The organism is Saccharopolyspora sp. NPDC002376, from assembly GCF_053593195.1.
This window is the reverse complement of record NZ_JBSFBZ010000034.1, coordinates 60,861-78,521: the sequence shown is the minus strand read 5'-3', so window position 1 is coordinate 78,521 and position 17,661 is coordinate 60,861. Positions and strand designations below refer to the sequence as shown.

20 protein-coding genes and 3 pseudogenes are annotated in these 17,661 nt (G+C 70.7%); 9 read left to right on the top strand and 14 right to left on the bottom strand.

Features of this window, described 5'->3' with window-relative positions:
* The 4 genes and pseudogenes from ACWCO2_RS22370 to ACWCO2_RS22355 form a co-directional block, all read left to right on the top strand.
* A pseudogene (locus tag ACWCO2_RS22370) lies at positions 1-189 on the top strand (ISL3-like element ISAzba9 family transposase); the annotation flags it as partial.
* Positions 190-744: 555 nt separating this feature from the next.
* Positions 745-1,083, top strand: a complete 339-nt coding sequence (locus ACWCO2_RS22365) for an AbrB/MazE/SpoVT family DNA-binding domain-containing protein (protein ID WP_450129690.1) — start codon at positions 745-747, stop codon at positions 1,081-1,083.
* A complete protein-coding gene (locus ACWCO2_RS22360; protein WP_450129689.1) occupies positions 1,080-2,153 on the top strand; it encodes a tyrosine-type recombinase/integrase in 1,074 nt (357 codons plus the stop codon). Before ACWCO2_RS22365 ends, ACWCO2_RS22360 begins: the two co-directional genes overlap by 4 nt.
* A 150-nt stretch (positions 2,154-2,303) precedes the next feature.
* Positions 2,304-2,468, top strand: coding sequence for a hypothetical protein (locus ACWCO2_RS22355; RefSeq protein ID WP_450129688.1), 165 nt, complete (start codon positions 2,304-2,306; stop codon positions 2,466-2,468).
* Positions 2,469-2,665: 197 nt separating this feature from the next.
* Here the strand turns inward: ACWCO2_RS22355 and ACWCO2_RS22350 are convergent, their stop codons facing one another.
* The 6 genes and pseudogenes from ACWCO2_RS22350 to ACWCO2_RS22325 all read right to left on the bottom strand — a co-directional run bounded on the left by ACWCO2_RS22350 (position 2,666) and on the right by ACWCO2_RS22325 (position 7,218).
* A complete protein-coding gene (locus ACWCO2_RS22350) occupies positions 2,666-3,643 on the bottom strand; it encodes a hypothetical protein (RefSeq protein WP_450129693.1) in 978 nt (325 codons plus the stop codon).
* 35 nt (positions 3,644-3,678) lie between these two features.
* Positions 3,679-3,804, bottom strand: a pseudogene (locus ACWCO2_RS22345) (DUF371 domain-containing protein); the annotation flags it as partial.
* An 11-nt stretch (positions 3,805-3,815) separates the two neighbouring features.
* Positions 3,816-4,468 (bottom strand): annotated as a pseudogene (gene kamC, locus ACWCO2_RS22340) (16S rRNA (adenine(1408)-N(1))-methyltransferase KamC).
* A gap of 47 nt (positions 4,469-4,515) precedes the next feature.
* Complete coding sequence (locus tag ACWCO2_RS22335) at positions 4,516-5,874, bottom strand: hypothetical protein (protein WP_450129687.1); 1,359 nt, start codon at positions 5,872-5,874, stop codon at positions 4,516-4,518.
* A 93-nt stretch (positions 5,875-5,967) separates the two neighbouring features.
* Positions 5,968-6,651 carry a helix-turn-helix transcriptional regulator gene (locus tag ACWCO2_RS22330; protein ID WP_450129686.1) on the bottom strand — a complete coding sequence of 228 codons (684 nt, stop codon included), beginning with the start codon at positions 6,649-6,651 and terminating at the stop codon, positions 5,968-5,970.
* Between the two features lie 357 nt (positions 6,652-7,008).
* Entirely contained in the window at positions 7,009-7,218 is a 210-nt protein-coding gene (locus ACWCO2_RS22325) for an ATP-binding protein (protein WP_450129692.1), read from the bottom strand.
* 372 nt (positions 7,219-7,590) lie between these two features.
* On the opposite strand from ACWCO2_RS22325, the gene ACWCO2_RS22320 reads away from it, so the two are divergent.
* Positions 7,591-8,049 carry a hypothetical protein gene (locus ACWCO2_RS22320; protein ID WP_450129685.1) on the top strand — a complete coding sequence of 153 codons (459 nt, stop codon included), beginning with the start codon at positions 7,591-7,593 and terminating at the stop codon, positions 8,047-8,049.
* 16 nt (positions 8,050-8,065) lie between these two features.
* Here ACWCO2_RS22320 and ACWCO2_RS22315 read toward each other — a convergent pair whose 3' ends face one another.
* Positions 8,066-8,740: a helix-turn-helix transcriptional regulator gene (locus ACWCO2_RS22315; RefSeq protein ID WP_450129684.1), complete on the bottom strand. Its 675-nt coding sequence runs from the start codon at positions 8,738-8,740 to the stop codon at positions 8,066-8,068.
* 139 nt (positions 8,741-8,879) lie between these two features.
* A complete protein-coding gene (locus tag ACWCO2_RS22310; RefSeq protein WP_450129683.1) occupies positions 8,880-9,191 on the bottom strand; it encodes a hypothetical protein in 312 nt (103 codons plus the stop codon).
* A gap of 18 nt (positions 9,192-9,209) precedes the next feature.
* Here ACWCO2_RS22310 and ACWCO2_RS22305 point away from each other — a divergent pair, with 18 nt between their 5' ends.
* From ACWCO2_RS22305 to ACWCO2_RS22290, 4 genes are all read left to right on the top strand, one after another.
* Positions 9,210-9,866, top strand: a complete 657-nt coding sequence (locus ACWCO2_RS22305; protein WP_450129682.1) for a sensor histidine kinase — start codon at positions 9,210-9,212, stop codon at positions 9,864-9,866.
* Between the two features lie 2 nt (positions 9,867-9,868).
* Complete coding sequence (locus ACWCO2_RS22300; RefSeq protein ID WP_450129681.1) at positions 9,869-10,525, top strand: response regulator; 657 nt, start codon at positions 9,869-9,871, stop codon at positions 10,523-10,525.
* Positions 10,526-10,674: 149 nt separating this feature from the next.
* Entirely contained in the window at positions 10,675-10,995 is a 321-nt protein-coding gene (locus ACWCO2_RS22295; RefSeq protein WP_450129680.1) for a hypothetical protein, read from the top strand.
* A 155-nt stretch (positions 10,996-11,150) separates the two neighbouring features.
* On the top strand, positions 11,151-11,558 hold the full coding sequence (locus tag ACWCO2_RS22290) for a CAP domain-containing protein (protein ID WP_450129679.1): 408 nt from the start codon (positions 11,151-11,153) through the stop codon (positions 11,556-11,558).
* A gap of 58 nt (positions 11,559-11,616) precedes the next feature.
* Here the strand turns inward: ACWCO2_RS22290 and ACWCO2_RS22285 are convergent, their stop codons facing one another.
* The 6 genes from ACWCO2_RS22285 to ACWCO2_RS22260 all read right to left on the bottom strand — a co-directional run bounded on the left by ACWCO2_RS22285 (position 11,617) and on the right by ACWCO2_RS22260 (position 17,640).
* Positions 11,617-12,993, bottom strand: a complete 1,377-nt coding sequence (locus ACWCO2_RS22285) for an amino acid permease (protein ID WP_450129691.1) — start codon at positions 12,991-12,993, stop codon at positions 11,617-11,619.
* Between the two features lie 399 nt (positions 12,994-13,392).
* On the bottom strand, positions 13,393-14,070 hold the full coding sequence (locus ACWCO2_RS22280) for a response regulator transcription factor (RefSeq protein WP_450129678.1): 678 nt from the start codon (positions 14,068-14,070) through the stop codon (positions 13,393-13,395).
* 214 nt (positions 14,071-14,284) lie between these two features.
* Positions 14,285-15,370 (bottom strand): sensor histidine kinase, encoded by a 1,086-nt coding sequence (locus ACWCO2_RS22275; RefSeq protein ID WP_450129677.1) that lies wholly within the window; start codon positions 15,368-15,370, stop codon positions 14,285-14,287.
* Positions 15,367-15,606: a hypothetical protein gene (locus tag ACWCO2_RS22270; protein WP_450129676.1), complete on the bottom strand. Its 240-nt coding sequence runs from the start codon at positions 15,604-15,606 to the stop codon at positions 15,367-15,369. The genes ACWCO2_RS22275 and ACWCO2_RS22270 overlap by 4 nt, the downstream gene beginning before the upstream one ends.
* Positions 15,603-16,892 (bottom strand): YrhB domain-containing protein, encoded by a 1,290-nt coding sequence (locus tag ACWCO2_RS22265; RefSeq protein WP_450129675.1) that lies wholly within the window; start codon positions 16,890-16,892, stop codon positions 15,603-15,605. The genes ACWCO2_RS22270 and ACWCO2_RS22265 overlap by 4 nt, the downstream gene beginning before the upstream one ends.
* A 154-nt stretch (positions 16,893-17,046) precedes the next feature.
* Positions 17,047-17,640 carry a hypothetical protein gene (locus ACWCO2_RS22260; RefSeq protein WP_450129674.1) on the bottom strand — a complete coding sequence of 198 codons (594 nt, stop codon included), beginning with the start codon at positions 17,638-17,640 and terminating at the stop codon, positions 17,047-17,049.
* Positions 17,641-17,661: the final 21 nt, after the last annotated feature.

Sequence of the window (17,661 nt, the reverse complement as noted above, 5' to 3'; positions counted from 1 at the left end):
CAACCAGGCTTGCACTCCTTCGTTCTCGGACTCCGCCGCGACCAAGACGCCGTCACCGCCGGACTGACCCTGCCCTACAACAGCGGCCCGGTGGAAGGACATGTCAACCGCATAAAAATGATCAAAAGACAGATGTTCGGCCGAGCCAAGCCCGACCTGCTCCGCAAACGCATCCTGCTCAGCGACTGAACCCCGGGCCAGATTCACGGAAACCGTGCCAGAGCCCACATTCGGCCGCCGTTGACACCCGCTACCGAGTACCCGCTAGACACGCCACGTGGAGGGCTGTGTACCACACGCCGGGACACCCTGCAGCACCTGTCCCGAACGTGGACCACGCGACATTTTCGCAGTTCGAAAGGCAAATCCGCCTGTCCCGCCAAGGCGTCCCAGACGGACACGCGACGGGACAGGCGGGACAGCAAAAGCCCCCTACCTCAAGCGATTTCGGGAAGCATGACACGGGTGGATAGTGTGCAAGTCGCCCCTCGGACACAAAAATGTGGCATCCCTGCTACATCTCACGTGCCAGTATTTGAAGGCACTCCAACACGCTGTTTCAGCGTTCTCTCGGTCGCCCCACTGTACGTGGTGGGGGAGGTCGATGTGACCCGCTCCGTGATTAGGCCGGTGATTCCCTCCGCAACGCCTGTGCAGCAGGACAGCGCGTCGACGGTCGGGCGCCCCCGATCTCTCCATCGAGCACTTCCCCTCCCCACCGTCCCGACACCGCACGAGCGTGGCGTGACCTACGGGTTGGCCGCGGTCGATGACCGGGGCCGGGTCGCCGATCAAGCAGTGCTACGTGCTCTGGGTTGGACACCCGGCACACGACTAGCGATCCGCGAAACCCGTCGCCTCCTGATCATCCAGATCGACCCTCGTGGCGTGTTCACGATCACCAAGCAGGGGCATCTGCGGCTTCCGGCCCCGGTTCGGCACTGCAGCGGTCTACTGCCCGGTGACCGGGTCCTGCTCGCAGCCGAGCCCGACCGCGGTTTGCTCGTTGTGCACCCGCCCGCTGTGTTGGACGACATGATCACCCACTGCCACGCCGAACGGTTGGATGGTGATCGCCCATGACGGCCCAACCTCAGTCCTCGGGTGCGCCGCAGGCCGATCTGGACGCTGCACGGCTACTCCTGGACCGTCTCGGTGTGTCGGCCGAAGATCTTCTCGCTACACCCTCGGACCGGCCGCCGGTGCCCACCTTCGCCGACTACATCCCGATCGTCTCCGCCGCCGTCACCGACGGCACCCGGCGCGTCTACAGCTCCTACTGGAACCGCATCGAAAACCACTGGGGCCACCGGTGCCTGGACGAACCCACCCCATCGGAAATCAAGCAACTCGTCGAACACATCAAGACCCACGTCATCACCCGCCGCAACGCACGCGGCGGACGCAGCGCCGGCGAACACCTCATCGCCGCCCTGCGCTGCCTCTACCGACACGCCGAAAACGACAAAATCATTACCCCTGCCAACAACCCAGCCACCAAAGTCGCCAAACCCCGCCGACTTCCCTCCACCCGCCGCGCCGTCGCTGACACCCGCCTGACCGAGATCAACCACATCGCTGCCACCACCGGCAACGACCCCGCGCTCGACACCCTCATCCTCCGCCTGCACACCGAAACCGCCTGCCGCCGCGGCGGTGCACTCGCCCTCCGCCCCCAAGACCTCGACCCCACCCAATGCCTGATCCTCCTGAGAGAAAAAGGCGAAACCCACCGCTGGCAACCCGTCTCCCCCACCCTCATGACCCACCTCCAACAACACGCCGACCAACGCGGAGCACCGCGCGCCGGACAGCTGTTGCGCTACACCAACGGCAGACCAATCACCACCCGCCGCTACGACCACCTCTGGCACCGCATCGGCACCCACCTGCCCTGGGCCGCCACCCAACAAATCAGCACACACTGGCTACGCCACACCACCCTCACCTGGGTCGAACGCAACTACGGCTACGCCACCGCCCGCGCCTACGCCGGCCACACCGACAACACCGGTGACGCCACAACCACCACATACATCCGCGCAACCGTCCAGGAAATCGCAGTCGTGCTCGCAGCCCTCACCGGCGAACACCACCCTTCGAGATCAAATGCGCGGACGGCGCGGACGCGCTCTTTGCCCGAGCTGTCCTAGATCGAGGCGGCAAGCTGGTGGTGATCGTCCCCGCCGCCAACTACCGCGATAACCTTCCCGAAGATCACCACTCCGAGCACGACACCCTTCCTCCAACGGGACTCCGAAGTTGTTCAACTCGGCTACCCGGACTCGACCTCCGAATCGCACATGGCCGCCAGCGTCAAGATGATCGAGATGGTCGACCGCCTCGTTGCCGTCTGGGACGGCGAACCGGCCCGCGGATACGGCGGCACTGCGGACGTCGTCAACGCCGCTCGGGAACGCAACGTTCCGGTCAGTGTCGTGCGGCCGGACGGCACCGCACGCGACTGATACTTGATGATCTTCCGTGCGGCAGCCGCGTGGCAACACAGCTCCCACAAGCTTCTGACCAGGCAAAACCGAAGGTGCCACAGGGTCATGCGAGTGAGATTCTGGAGCAGGCTTAACAGTCACTCTGACCAGGGATAACAGCACAGCTCACAGGGCAGCGAGAAAGGCACCTCTCACGCAGCTACTTGACGACCCGGTCACTCGGTGTTGTTGGTGAGGTTCAGGACCAGGTCGTAGGCCTGGCGGCGGGGCCAGCCCGCTGAGTCGATCAGGGCTCGGGAGATCGTCTTCTGGGAGACGCCCTGGTCGAGGAGGGCTCGGATCAGGGCCGGGGCGTCCACGTCGGTGTCCTCTGCCGCGTCGGCGGCGGGGGCGAGGCAGCAGAGGAGTTCGGGGGTTGCGCTGGGCGGGAGGTTCGAGGTGGTGCCCAGGCGTGGGCGTTCCGGGGTTCCCACCGGCAGCACCGCTGCTCGGCGCTCGCCCGCTTCCTCGGCGATTCCCGGTAGCTGGTCGGCGGCGCAGCGGAAGACGACTGCGGCGTTCGGCTGCTTGCGGACGGCCTTGACGATGCCCCGCCGGACGGTGTCCTCGACCAGCACCACCGGAGCCGTGGTCGGGGCGATCGCGGCGACCACCAGCTGCGCGGGCAGGCCCAGCACCTCGAAGGGCACGTTTCCGGTTGCGGCCAGCAGTTCGGCGACCGCGTCGCTGCGAGTGGCGACCGCTGACACCACCAGAACGCGTTCGCCCCGCTCCAAGGCGGCGCGCAGTTCGGCGCGGTCGGCTTTGCGCGCGTCGCCGACGAACTGGTCTGCGCCCTTCACCGCGGCGACCAGCGCGCGGGCTTGCTGATCCTCCACGAGGACGTGATCCGCGCACGCGACTTCGGCGGCGAGCCTCGGGCTGTCGCTCTCCCGCACGTGGAAGAACACCAGCCCGCCCTTGGCCTCGGCGTCGCGCTCGACCGTGATGTCCACTTCGCACTCGGGGTCGCGGAGGCCGTCCAGGAGCTCGCGGGGCAGCGTGCTCGCCGCGAGATCGGCATCGGTGGCCAGCGTGTTCGCCAGCCGCTCGCCGCTGCGCCGCACCACCGCCGTCGTTCCGGGGCGCCACAACGAGTTCGCCACCGCGCGCACCGTCGCGCTGCGGTCGCCGACGCCGATGGTGATCCGCACCGGCCCGGCGCGCCGAGCTCGACCACCTCCGCGGCCACCCCCACGACGCAGGTCGCGCGCGCGGTGATCTCCGGATCGACCGCGAACTCCAGGGTCTTGCCGTGCGTGGCGCGAATGTCGTTGTGCCCCCGGCACTTCAAGCGCAGCAGCACGTCCGCCATCACGTCCTCCGTCACTTGCCGATGACACCGGTGAGCCCGAGCACGTCGAGTTCGTCGCGCGTCGAGCCCAGCCGCCGGGTCCACGACGTGGCCAGCGCGTCGAGCTCCTCGGCCCCGAAGTACCTCGCCTCGTTCAGCGTCCACCCGCCCGCCGCGTAGTAGGGGGTGAGCTGCTCCATCGCCGAATCCGGGGTCGGCTCCGGGTGATCGCCGACCTCCGGGACCGGCGGCCGCCACGCGTGCAGGTTGATGCGTGACCAGGAACTCCGCACCGGGCACGCAGAGCCGCGCGAGCCCCTGCAGCATCTCCGCATCGGAGCCGAGCATCCCGCGCAGCAGGCTCCCCCACGGCATCAGCGAGTGCAGCTCCGTGACGCTGTGCAGCTCGGCGGGCGGCTTCTCCGCGGCCGCCCACACGCACAGCAGGTTCGCCGCACCGCCCTTGGCCGGGGACCCCTTGGCCTTCCCGGCGATCTTCTGCATGTTGTCCTTGGCCGCGTCGAGCGCGATCACCAGCGTGTCCTGCGCCGCGCGCGAGGTGGTAGGCGTGCTTGGCGTTGCCCGCCCCGACGTCGAGGACCACGCCGCCGGAGTACCGCTCCACCATCTCGTCGAACTGCTCCGCGGAGAACTCCACGACGTTCTTGCCCACCACCCTGCGCATGCGCTCAGTCTAAAGACCGCGCCTCGGACATCGCGGGGCGCGCGGGTTCAGCCGGTGCGGAAGGCACCGCCGAGATCGGTGGCCCAGCCGGACCAGTCGCTGGAGGAGGGAACCCGTTGGTAGGCCCGCTCCATGCCGCCCGTCCTGCCGATCGCGTGCACGACGAACCGGCCCTGCGCGTCCTGGATCACCGACACCGCTCTGGCCGCGCTGCCACCCCGGTCCTGCCACCCGGACCACTTCTCCCGGTGCACCCCGGCCTGGTAGACCTCCCGCAGCGTCCCGTGGCGGTCCAGCACGTGCACCGCCACGCCGCCTCTGCGCCCCACGGTGGCGAACGGCTTGCCCTCCAGCTGCCCGCCCAGATCCGCCCAGCCCACCCACGCGTTCGACGCGGCATCCGCCTCGACGTTGTGCGCCAGCGAACCGTCCGCGCGCAGCGCGAAGACCCGGAGCCTGCCCTCCAGATCCATCACCACCGCGGGCGGGCCCGCGACGGAGCCGCCCAGGTCCTGCGGCACGTTCCACTCGGCAGCGGAGGTGCTGGCCTGCGAGATCGTCCGCAGCTGCCCGTCCGGCCCGGACGCGAAGATCCGCAGCTTGCCGTGCGAATCCCGGTAGAGCGCCGGATCGTGGGCCGCTGGCGCCCGCAACCGCTGCCACCCGCCCCAGGTGTCGGCCACGACCGCGGTCTGCTGGATCACCTGCAACGAGCCGTCCGCGCCCCGCGCCGCCACGACCAGCTTGCCGTCGGCGCCCTGCGCCACCGCAGGCATGCCGACCAGCCGCTCGCCCCCGAGATCGCGCCACTCGCTCTCGCCGTCCACGGCGGGCTGGAGGCCGCGGTTCTGCCTCAGGTGACCGTCGGTGCCGACGGCGAAAGCGGTCATCTCACCGATCGCGTTGGTGACCAGGACCGGATCGCCCGCGGCGCTGCCGCCCAGGTCCACCCAGCCGTTGAACTCCGGCCCCTGGGAACCGTCCATCTGGGAACTGATCAGCACGGACCCGCTCGCGCTGGTCGCCGCCAGCACCACCCGCCCCGATCCGTCCAACCGGGACGACGCCCCGGGCAGCGGCGAGACCTGGAGCAGGGGTGAAGCCGGATAGGGTTCTTCGAGGTCGTACTCGCCCATGACGGACCCCTCGGAGCCCGCAGGCACCCCGCCGGGCCCGACCTGGTCCGCCAGCTGGCTGAAGACCACGATCGGTGCCGCGATCAGCACCAAGCCGCCGATACCGGCCAGCACCAGCAGTTTGTGGTCGTTGCGACGCTGGACCGGCGGTGCGGGCTTCCTCGGCCGGGTCTCGACCGAGAACGGTCCGGAATCCGGCCCCACCGGCCGCGAACCACCGCGCCCGCCGGACGGGCGCTCCGATCGGCCGCGTCCCGAGAACAGTGGCATGCCACCCCATCCCTGTAGTGTGGTCATCGCTGAGCGTCACACTAACGGGTAGTGCGCTCGTGCGGGCGGGCCCTCCACTGCGCGGGACGGCCCTCAGATGACACCGGTCCGCAGGCCGTAGGCGACCAGGTGCGGCCGGTTGCGCACGTTGAGGCGGCTGGTCATCGCCTGGATGATGTTCTTCACCGTGCGCTGCGAGTAGCACAGCCGGTTCCCGATCTCCTCGGTGTCCAGGCCGTCGGCCAGCAGCCGCACCACGTCGATCTCGCGCGGGGTCATGCTCGCGGAGTTCATGCCCAGCGGCGCCAGCACGTCCTGCTGGAGGTCCTTGATCTGCCGCAGCAGATCGCCGAGCAGGTTCGGCGGCATCGCCCCGCCGCCCCTGGCCGCGAGGTCGATCGCGCGCATCAACCGCTGCTCGGTCGCCGCGCTCCGGTGCAGCACCGCCACCACCCGGGATTCGACCAGGCTCATCAGGTGGGAGCGGTCGAGATCGCCGGTCACCAGCACCACCGGCGCCGACCACCGGGCGACCGCCCGGTGCAGCGCGGCGGTGGCCGCGGCGTCGACCCGTTCCGGCGCGAACACCAGCACGTCCACGTCACCGGGGTGCTCGTCGCCCGCGACGAACACGTCCAGGCGCGCCATCAGGGTCTGGGTCAGGCCGGTCAGCGTGATGGGGTCGGCCGCCCAGATCGCCACCCGCGCCCAATCCTCCGACTCTCCCCCCGCCGCCCGGTCCGCCGGGCGCGTCACCAATCCGGTCTGGGAAGTCATCCTCGTTCACCCTCCGAACCTGAACCACGAGCAGCAGTGCACCGCGCCGCCCGCGAACGACGCGGCGCGGACACCACGAGTCTGCGCCAGACGTCGACGCCGTCGCGGGGTGCGGAGCGGCCGCGCCGGGATATCCCCCACGTGGCCTGGTCAGTCCACTTCGACCCACGAGGAACGGCGTGCCGCCACCCCCTGACGCCGATGCGCTCGACCTGGTGCCGCACGTGCTTCCTCCCTCGTCCGGGCAATCCCGAACCACACCGCTGAGCGCAACGTGACCACCACATCCGCGCACCTGCTACACGGGCGCGAGGTGCTCCCGGGTTCAGCCGAAATTCGCTCTCGCGGTCGAGCGCGTCACCACGCAGGCCGCCGGGAAGCAGTCCCGGGTTCCTGAGGCAGCGGCAGCCGGACTTCGAAGAGGCAGCCGCCGGGCACGTTGCGGACCGAGATGCCGCCGTCGTGGGCCCGCACGATCTCCCGGGCGATGACCAGCCCGGGGCCCGCTTCGAAGACCGATCCGAGGTCGCGCTCCGGGATTCCACCGCACTCGTCGGCCACCGACACCACCGCCTGCCCGCCGGACGCCCGCCGGACGCCCGCACTCCGACGGACACCACCGCGCCCGCCGGACTGCACCGGATGCCGTTGCTCAGCAGTTCGTTGAGCACCCGGGTCATCCGGCCGTCCACGCGCACCAGGACCTGCTCGACCACTTCGGCCCGCAGCCGGATGCCGTTCTCGTCGGCCAGCGCGCCCAGTTCGGCCACCTCGTCGCTGACGAGATCGTCGAGCGCGACCTCGCGCGGTTCCGGGCCGCTGTCGCCCGCTCGGATCCGGTAGAGCGCCAGCAGATCGTCCACCACGCCCAGCAACCGCTCGGTGCTGGCGCGGATCTGACCGCAGTGCGAGGGCGGTTCATCGACCGATCCATCCACTATGGACTCGATCCGGTCCTGGATCCGGTACACCGGGTCGCGGGAGACCCGGCCGACCAGCCCGTGCCGCGACACCGCCGCCCGCGCGCGAAGCCGGGAACTCGCGGGCTCGTCCGGCACCGCCACGTCCCGGCGGCCGCGACCGGCCAGCACCACGCGGACGAGCAGCAATCCGATCAGGACGGACACCGCACCGGCCAGCAGGTTGATCGTCACGTGCGCGGCCAGCGGCACCTCGACCGACCGCGCGATCAGCACGGTGGTGACGGTGCTGGTGTTCAGCGCGCACACGGTGATGCCGATGACCGCGAGCAGCGAGAAGCCCACCGGACACGGGCGGAGCAGGCGCAGCGCGACGACACCGAGCAGTCCGACGCCCACCGACCCGGACAGCACGACCAGCGCGACCAGCACCGCGTTCACCGGTGCTCCCCCGGGGACACGATCGACAGCCCCCTAGCTCGCCTCCGAGGTGCTCAGATGACGCCGGTGCGCAGCCCGTGGGCCACCAGTTGCGCGCGGTTGCGCAGCTTCAGCCTGCTGGTCATCGCGTGGATGATGTTCTTCACGGTGCGCTCGGAGTAGCGGAGCTGCTTCCCGATCTCCTCGGTGTCCAAACCCTCCGCCAGCAACCGCACCACGTCGATCTCGCGCGGGGTCAGCCCCGCCGCGTTCAGCCCTCGCGGTGCCAGGACCTCCTCGTGCAGTTCCTGCACCTGCCGCAGCAGATCCCCCAGCACGCTCGGCGGCAGGACCCCGCCCCCGTTGGCCGCCACCGCGACCGCGCCGACCAGCCGCTCCTCGGTCGCCGCGCTCCGGTGCAGCACCGCCACCACACCGCACTCCACGACGCCCAGCAGGTGCGACCGGTCCAGTTCACCGGCCACCAGCACCACCGGCGCGGTCGATCCGGCCCGCCGCAGCGCCGCCACCACCTCGGTCGTGAGCCGGTCCGCGGCGAAGACCAGCACGTCGACGTCCTCGGTGAGCTCGCTGGTCGCCACGAAGAGCTCGACGCGGCCCATGAGCGTCTGGGTCAGGCCGTTCAACGTGATCGGGTCCGCGGCCCACACCGCCACCCGGGGCCGCTCCGCCGGATTCCCCGCGGTGCGCGGCCAGACTCGGTGCGCCGCCTGTTCAGCCTGGTTCATCCGCGTCCATCCTCCGAGCTGCGACAGGCCGCGAGCACCCCGGTCCGGGCACGGCCACCGCCCCAGCCTGCCCCGGCGGGACGCATCCGGGCGGAATCCGGCGGGCAGCAGCGGGATTCCCCTCACGTGAGCGGCGGAACTAGCCGACCCGCCTGGCCCGCAGGTAGTCGGTCACGAGCCCTTCGAGCTCCGGCCGCCGCCCTTCCCAGCCCGCCGCCAGCGAGCCGGGCGCGCGGACGAGCGAGCGCTGCTGCCTGCCCGTCCGCCTCGTGCAGATCACCGTTCCGGTGACCGAAGATCCGTCGTCGGCCGGGCCGACGACGTCGAGGTGGTCGTCGAGGATCTCCTCGACATCACCGTTGAGCAGCACCTCGCCGACGTGCAGCAGCATCAGGTGATCGCACACGTCGCGCAGCTCACCCAGCGAGTGCGAGGACAGCACCACCGTCATCCCGCGACGTTCAACACCATGCTCGACCGGCTGGAGGAGGAGCGGGCCGACAGCAGCGCCCGGGCGCTGTCCGCGCAGGAAGCCGAACGCCACCGCATCGCCCAAGAACTCCACGACGAAGTAGGCCAAACCCTGACCGCCGTCCTGCTCGAACTCAAACGGGTCGCGGACCAGGCACCGGCCCCGCTGGCCGCCGAGCTGCACCAGGTCCAGGAGACCACTCGCGACAGCCTGGACGAGATCCGCCGGATAGCCCGCAGGTTGCGCCCCGGCGTGCTGGAGGAGCTCGGCCTGATCAGCGCGCTGAAGGCGCTGACCACCGAGCTCCCGCCGCACACCGGGCTCACCGCCCGCTGCCACGTCTCCAACGACCTGCCCGAGCTCAGCGAAGCGGCCGAACTCGTCATCTACCGCATAGCGCAGGAAGGCCTCACCAACACGATCCGCCACGCCCGCGCGACGCGCTTCGACCTGATCCTCCAACGCGTCCCGACCGGGGTGGTCCTGCTCCTGCGCGACGACGGCCGGGGATTCGGCCAGGCCCCCGAAGGCGCTGGCATCCGGGGCATGCGCGAACGCGCCCTGCTCCTCGGCGCCGAACTCACCCTCGGCTCCGGTCCGGGCGGGGAAACCGAAGTGCGCCTGCACGTGCCCGTCCACGACGAGAGGTGGTGACCGTGCGCGACACGACGAAGGTCCGGATCCTGCTCGCCGACGACCACGCGCTGGTCCGGCGCGGCGTCCGGCTGATCCTCGACAACGAACCCGACCTCACCGTCGTCGCCGAGGCGGGCGACGGCGCGGAGGCAGTCGAGAAGGCCCGCGCCGACGAGCCCGACCTGGCCATCCTCGACATCGCCATGCCGCGGCTGACCGGCTTGCAGGCCGCCGTGGAACTGTCCCGCAGGCAACCGGACATGCGCATCCTCATCCTGACCATGTACGACAACGAGCAGTACTTCTTCGAAGCGCTCAAAGCGGGTGCCTCGGGCTACGTGCTCAAGTCCGTCGCCGACCGCGACCTGGTCGAGGCCTGCCGGGCGGCGATGCGCGGCGAGCCCTTCCTCTACCCGGGAGCCGTCACCGCGCTCATCCGCAACTACCTCGATCACGCCCGGGACGACGAGGTGCCCGCCAGACCCATCACCCGTCGCGAGGAGGAGATACTCAAACTCGTCGCGGAGGGCCACTCCTCGAAGGAGATCGCCGAGATCCTCGTCATCAGCGTCAAGACCGTCGAGCGGCATCGCGCCAACCTGCTGCAGAAGCTCGGTCTGCGGAACCGCCTGGAACTCGCCCGCTACGCGATCCGGGCCGGGCTCATCGAACCGTAGCCGCACATGTCCACAAGGGACGCCGCCGTCGGGGAGACCGACGTGCAGGATCGCGGGGTCCTCCGGGCATCGCGCGGCTTCGGCGCCCGTTCGTCGGGCGCGGCCGTGAGAGCTTGGGCGGCGGTAGCAGTCCGACGTACGGAGGTCGCATGTCCGCCACGGATTGGGGCGTCTTCGCCCCGGACGACTCGCAGGGCTCCAGCGACGACCTGGAGCAGGTCCTCTTCCACCTGGGCTCGGCCCTGAGCGATGAGCAGACCGCGAAGGTGCTCGACCACCTGGACGACGGCGAACCGCTGTCGGCGGCCGAGTTGATGGCCTCCGCCGCGGTCGTGCGGGGCCGCGCGGTGTCGTGCGAGGACCGGACCACGCTCCGGCGCGTGATCGAGGTGCACGGTGGCGATCTGTCCGATGTGGATCTGCTCGACTCCGGCCTCGCGGCCCGGACCGGTGCGGTCCAGTCGGCCTGAAGCCAGGAATTCGGAGCGGAGCGGGCATCGCGCCGCTCCTGCACGAAAGTCGCCGCGCACTGCCCGTTCGCCCACTTCTCGTCCCGGTCGGCTCGTTCCGCGCGCCAGGTGGGCGAAGCTGGTGCTGGCCGGTGGAGTTCGGGAGGCTCGGAAGAATGGTTGTCGGTTCCAGCCGCGACCTGGTGCGGACCCAGACCGAGGACAAGGTCGTGCGACTGGTGAACGCGGAGCGGGCGAAGCGGCGGCTCGGCCCGCTGCGCGTGGACGAGCGGTTGCGGCGCGCCGCGCGCTGGCACAGCGCTGACATGGCGCGGCGCGGTTTCTTCGCGCACCAGGCGACGCGCGGCCCGTCGCCGTACGAGCGGATGCTGGCCGCGGGCTTCGAAGAGCCCGGCGGCGAGAACATCGCGGCCGGGCAGGAGACACCCGCCGCGGTGGTGCGGGCCTGGATGCACAGCATCCCGCACCGCGCGAACATCCTGAACGGGGACTTCCGGTTCATCGGCGTCGGCCTGCACATCGACGCGACCGGCCCGTGGTGGACGCAGAACTTCGGCTACTGAGCGGCGCTGCGACGGCGATCAGCGGGCCGGGGCGGACCCGGCCCGCTGATCGCGGCTCTCAGGTGTTGTCCGCCTTCGGGCGGTTCTGCCGACCGGCGGGCCGCTGTCCGGTGCCCATCACCGCGGCTACCCGCTTGCGGACGCCGAACCAGCCGATCGCCAGGGCCGCTGCGAGCAGCGGGACGCACATCAGCGTCACCCGCCCGGCCGGGACGTCGAACCACATCAGGACCACCACGGACAGCAGGAACCCGATGGTGGCGATCTGGGTCACCGGCGAGCCGGGCAGCCGGTACCCCGGCCGCACCACCTCACCGCTGTTTGCCTTGCGGACGAACAGCAGGTGGCAGAGCATGATCATGCTCCAGGTGGTGATGATGGCGATGGCGGCGAAGTTCAGCACGATCTCGAACGCGGCGGCGGGCACCACGTAGTTCAGGCCCACGCCCAGCACGCAGACCGCCGCGGTGAGCAGGATCCCGCCGTAGGGCACCTGGTTGCGGTTCATCAGGCCGGTGAACCCCGGCGCCGAACCGGCCGCCGCCATCGACCGCAGGATGCGGCCGGTGGAGTAGAGCCCCGAGTTGAGGCTGGACATCGCGGCGGTGAGCACCACCAGGTTCATCACATCGCCCGCCGCCGGGATGCCGAGCTCGGACAGGACCGTGACGAACGGGCTCTGGCCCTTCTCGTAGGCGTGCCACGGCAGCAGCATCGACAGCAGGACGACCGAACCGACGTAGAAGATGCCGATCCGCCACATGATCGAGTTGATCGCCTTGGGCATGACCCGCGCCGGGTCCTCCGTCTCCCCCGCGGCCACGCCGACCAGCTCGACCGCGGCGTAGGCGAAGACCACTCCCTGGATCACCAGGACCAGCGGGACCAGACCGTTGGGCAGCACACCGCCCTGGTCGAGCAGCAGCGCCGGACTGGGCACCGTCCCGCCGATCGGCGTGCCCATCACCAGCAGCCCGATGCCCACGAACATGAACGCCACCAGCGCGCCGACCTTGATGATCGCGAACCAGAACTCCATCTCGCCGAACAGCTTCACCGACACCAGGTTCAGCAGGAGCACCGCCACCAGCGCCACCAACGCCAGAACCCACTGCGGGACGGGGGTGAACAGGCTCCAGTAGTGCGCGTACAGCGCGATGGCGGTGATGTCGGCGATGCCGGTGGTGGCCCAGTTCAGGAAGTACATCCACCCGGCGACGAAAGCGCCCTTCTCGCCCATGAACTCCCGCGCGTAGGACACGAAGGCGCCCGACGACGGCCGGTGCAGGATGAGTTCACCCAGCGCGCGCACCACGAAGAACGCGAACACACCGCAGACCGCGTACGCGATGGCCAGCGCCGGACCGGCCTGCGCCAGGCGCCCACCCGCACCCAGGAAGAGACCGGTGCCGATCGCGCCACCTATCGCGATCATGTTGATGTGCCTGGCTTTCAGGGACTTGCTGTACCCGGCGTCGCCGACGTCGACGTGCCGCGGCGGCGCGGACGCGCTCTCGCCCTGAAGGGTTCTGTCAGTCAAAGTTCTTCACTCGTTCCCGTGTTCGTCATCGCGCGGGTGTTGCGCGCGGGCGATCTCTCGGTTCGTCTCCGCCGATCGGCGGACGACTGGCCAAGCTTCGAGTCGGCACCGGGACCGGTCAACACATCGGGAACAAGATCGGGATTTACGGGCAGTTCCGCGAGTGCGCAGAGGAATCGCGAACCGGCGTCGCCGCTCGGATGAGCACCCGCGGGCGACACCTGGCAGCACCACTTTGAGCACGGCGAAGTTCGACGAGACCGCCCCGTCCGGCGATCGTTCCCCCGGAAACGCTCAGATCACCCCGGTTCGCACGCCGTGCGCCACCAGCTGCGCCCGGTTGCGCAGGTTGAACCGGCTCATCATCGCGTAGATGACGTTCTTCACGGTGCGCTCCGAGTAGCAGAGCTCCTTGCCGATCTCCTCGGTGTCCCAGCCCTCCGCCAGCAGCCGCAGGACGTCGATCTCCCGGGCCATGAAACCGGTGGAGTTCGGACCGCGCGGTTCCAGGACGTCCCGGTGCAGGTCCTCCACCTGCCGCAGCAGCTCGCCCAGCAGGTCGTTCGGCAGCGCCCCGCCGCGCTCGGCGGCGTCGCGGATCGCGCCGACCAGGCGCTCGCTGGTGACCGCGCCGCGGTGCAGCACCGCGACCACGCGGCACTCGACCAACCGCAGCAGAACGGCCCGGTCCAGCTGCCTGGTCACCAGCACCGCGGGCGCGGCCGACTCGGCGGCCGCCCTGCTGATGCGGGCCAGGACCTCCGGGCTCACGCGGTCCGCGGCGAAGACGAGCACGTCGACGTCGGCGGGGAACGGATCGACGGCGACGAACACGTCGGCGGTGCCCAGCAGCATCTCCGCCAACCCGGTCGAGGTGATGGGATCGGCGGCCCACACCGCGACCCGCACCTGCTCGCCGGGCGCCCGCGCAGCCGGGTGCACCGAGTGCGTTGCCGATTCGGCCTCGTTCATCGCGCTCTTCCTCCGACCTGCGTTGTGAGGGTGCTGGTTGGCGCGACGCCCGATCACCCGTTCCTCCCCGGTGCTTCCGACGGCACAACGCGCGAACCACATGACTCGAGTTTCCAACGCCGGGGTGGTCAACCGCGGTTTTGCCGCGCGCTCGCGGGAATCCCCTCATCGGGCCCGAGGATTGCGGGGGTCGCCTCCCGGCAGCCGGGGAAGTTCAGCGCGGCAGCGGCAGCCGGACGTCGAAACAACAACCGCCCGGCACGTTGTGCACCGACACGTGCCCTCCGTGTGCCTGCACCAGGCCGCGCACGATGGTCAGCCCGAAACCACCGCCCTGGTCCACCCCGGTGTCCGGCCGGTGATCGCGCCATCCCATGTCGAAGACCGAAGCGAGGTCCTGCGGCGGGATCCCGCCGCACTCGTCGGTCACCGACACCACCGCCCAGCCGTCCACCGCGCGGACGTCCACCGCGACCGCGGACCGCTCCGGGCTGCAGCGGATCGCGTTGTCCAGCAGGTTGTTGAACACGCGGGTCATGGACCGGTCGTCCACCACGACGGTGACCGGCTCGACCTTCCTGGCGCGCAACCGGATCCCGCGGTCGGCGGCCAGCACGGCGAGTCCGGCCACCTCGTCGCTGATCAGGTCGTCGAGGGCCACCTGACGGGGGTTCAGGCGCAACGTCCCGGTCTCGATCTGGGAGAGCTGGACGAGGTCGTCCACCATCCCGGTCAGGTGCTCGGCGTCCGCGCGCAGCTTCGCGACGTGGGCGCCCGGCTCGCCGTCCTCAATGGACTCCGACAGGGCCCGCAACCTCGCCAGCGGGCCGCGCAGGTCGTGCGAGATCCACGCGACCAGCTTGCGCCGGGACTGCTCGACCGCCCGTTCGCGCCGCCTGGACTCCGCCAGTTCGTCGCTGGTGATCCGCAGCTCCCGCGCCAGCTCGGCGGACTCCGCGCTCGGCGGGTCGTCCCGCAGCCGGAACCGCACGCGGGGCGCGTCGGCCAGCCGCCTGCCGCCCCGCAGCACCGACCGGGCGAGCAGCAGGCCGATGCCGAGCGAGACCGCACCGGCGACGAGGTTGGCCAGCAGCGTCACCGCCACCGGCACTTCGACGGACCGCGTGACGAGGACGACGGCGGTGGTGCTCGCGTTGGTCCCGCACGCGGTGATCACGATGACCGCGATCAGCGAGTTCCCGACCGGGCACCGCCGGAGCAGCCGCAGCACCACCGCGCCGACGAGTCCCACGCCCACCGATTCGCACACCGCGATCAGCAGGATCAGCGACGGGCTCACCCCGGACCACCGGGGCAACCGGGGCAACCGGGGCAACCGGGCGGATCGAACCGGTGGCAGGCGTCCCGCGCGGTCATCAACAGCTCGGGCTGCGACGGGTCGTCCTCGACCTTCTCGCGCAACCGGTCCTCCTCGGCAGCCGACGTCAACATGATCATCGGAGCCCCGGCTTCGGGCGTGCGGTTCGCGGCGGAAGCCGTCGAGCCCCGGGAGTGCGGATCGTGCCGTCCGGTCACGAGCCGTAGCGGATGACGTGCAGGGCCAGCGGGTCCTGGTCGAAGGACGGCTGCCCCTTCTCGGCCAGCGAGTCGATGAGCCGCACCTCGCCGCCCTCGTTGACCGCGACCAGCAGGTTGCCCACCGATTCCCGGCCGCGGAAGTCCCTGCGGCGGACCCACACCAGCGACTTCGAGCCCTTCGGCGTGCTGGCGAGCTCGGTCAGCGTCTCGCCCCAGCTCTGGTGGGCGGTGCTGCTCAGCGGTCGGCCGAGTTCGCTCATCGTGGGCTCGAACCACGCCGCGGCGGCGGGTGCCGGGGGTTCGGGAAGGCCGTCCTGCCGCGCGTCCCAGCCGGTCAGGTAGCTCCACGGGTCGTTGTTCGGCAGCCCGAACGGCGCCTCGCCCGCCGCTTTCGGAACCACCAGGGCGGCGTCGAGCATCTGGTCCCGCCAGTCGCCGGTCTCCTGGAAGCGCCGGGTGGTGCAGGCGAACAGCCAACCGCGTTCGGTCTCGTCCGCCGCGTCCGGCCGCACGACGACGACCGGATCCGGGTAGGTGTGCTCCAGCCAGCTGTTCGCCTTGGCCAGCGCGGATTCCAGGTCCGGTGCGGCCGTTTCCCAAGGCGCCCGGAGCACTTCGGTGCCGTCCGCGACGGGCCGGTGGAAGCGGGCCACCACCAGCTGCCCGATCTCGTCGTCGTCCAGCCGCGCCAGCGAACCCCGCTGCCCGTCCAGGAAGACGGCCCGGTCGGCGTCGTGGAGCGCGTACAGCAGGTGGCCGGTGATCTCCGTCCCGGACAGCTGCCTGCGCAGCCACACCGCGGTGCGCGTGCCCGGCCCGCCCTCCAGCAGCATCGACGTCACGTCCGCCCAGGTCGAGCAGGTGGACACCTCCGCGCTCGGGAAGTGCGCGGCCAGCATCCGGTCCCACCAGCCGGGTGCCTCGTCCAGCGGAGCCCACGGCAGCGCCGAGGCCGGGCGGCGGTCCACCGCGGCGTCCGTCGCGACCAGGCAGCTGCGCGCGTTGACCCGCCAGCGCCACGGCTGGGCGGAGTTCGTCGACCCGGCCAGGTTGAGCTCCTCGTCCAGCGGATCGGCGTTGGCGACCGGGAACGGCTGGCCGCCGTCCTTGGGCACCGCGATCGTGGCGGCCAGCAGCGGCTCGGCGGAGCCACCGGCGTAGTCGCAGCCGAACAGCTGGATCCGCTCGCCGTCGACCAGGGGCTGACCGCCGGTGAGGGTGACCAGGCCCCCGTAGGTGCGGTCCAGCCAGTCGGCGGCCCGGCGGGAGAGATCGTCGCTCATCGTCACCTCGGTCAATGCTCGTCCGGCAGTTCGGAGCTCTGGGTCTGTTCGGCCAGCGGCGGCAGCCACTCGCAGTGTGGGCCACCGGCGCCGCCCCGGGGCCCGCTCGACCGCCGCGCACGGGAAATCCCCCACCACCGCGCGCCGCTCCGGTTCATCCCAGCGACGTGACGTCCGCCGGTCGGAGATCCGTGGCCCGGACGAGTTCGGCCACCGCGTCGCGCGGCGCGTGCCCCGAACCGCGCAGCAGCACCGCGACGTCGTCGCTCCCCCGCCACCAGGGCGCGACGAAGGCCAGTTCCGCTCCCGAAGCCAGCCGCAGCACCAGGACCTGGCGCGCCTCCTGCTCGTCGGGGGACCGGAACACCTCCCCGATCAGCATCCCCAGGTACGCGTAGGACATGCCGACGCGCGCGACCGGAGTGCCCGGGAAGTCCCGCCACCCCACCGGGTGCAACCGGCGCAAGACCGGCTCGGGCCAGGGACGCTGCGCGTCCATCTCGTTTCGGACCGCGGTCAGGAACTCGCGCGCGGCGGCCTCACCGTGCGGTACCGGCACCACCTCGGCCAGGCCGGTGCCCGGTCGGATCGCGTCCTCCAGCGCCGCGTACTCGTCCTCGACCGCCAGGTATCCCAGCGGTTCGCGGACGAGCGCGCGGGCGATCCGGGCCGCTGTCGCGTCATCGAGCGCCGCGCCGGGCCCGACTCCTTCGAAGATGCCGTTCACGACACCGCGCCACGTCTCCACCGTGCACCGCCCTTCGTCCGG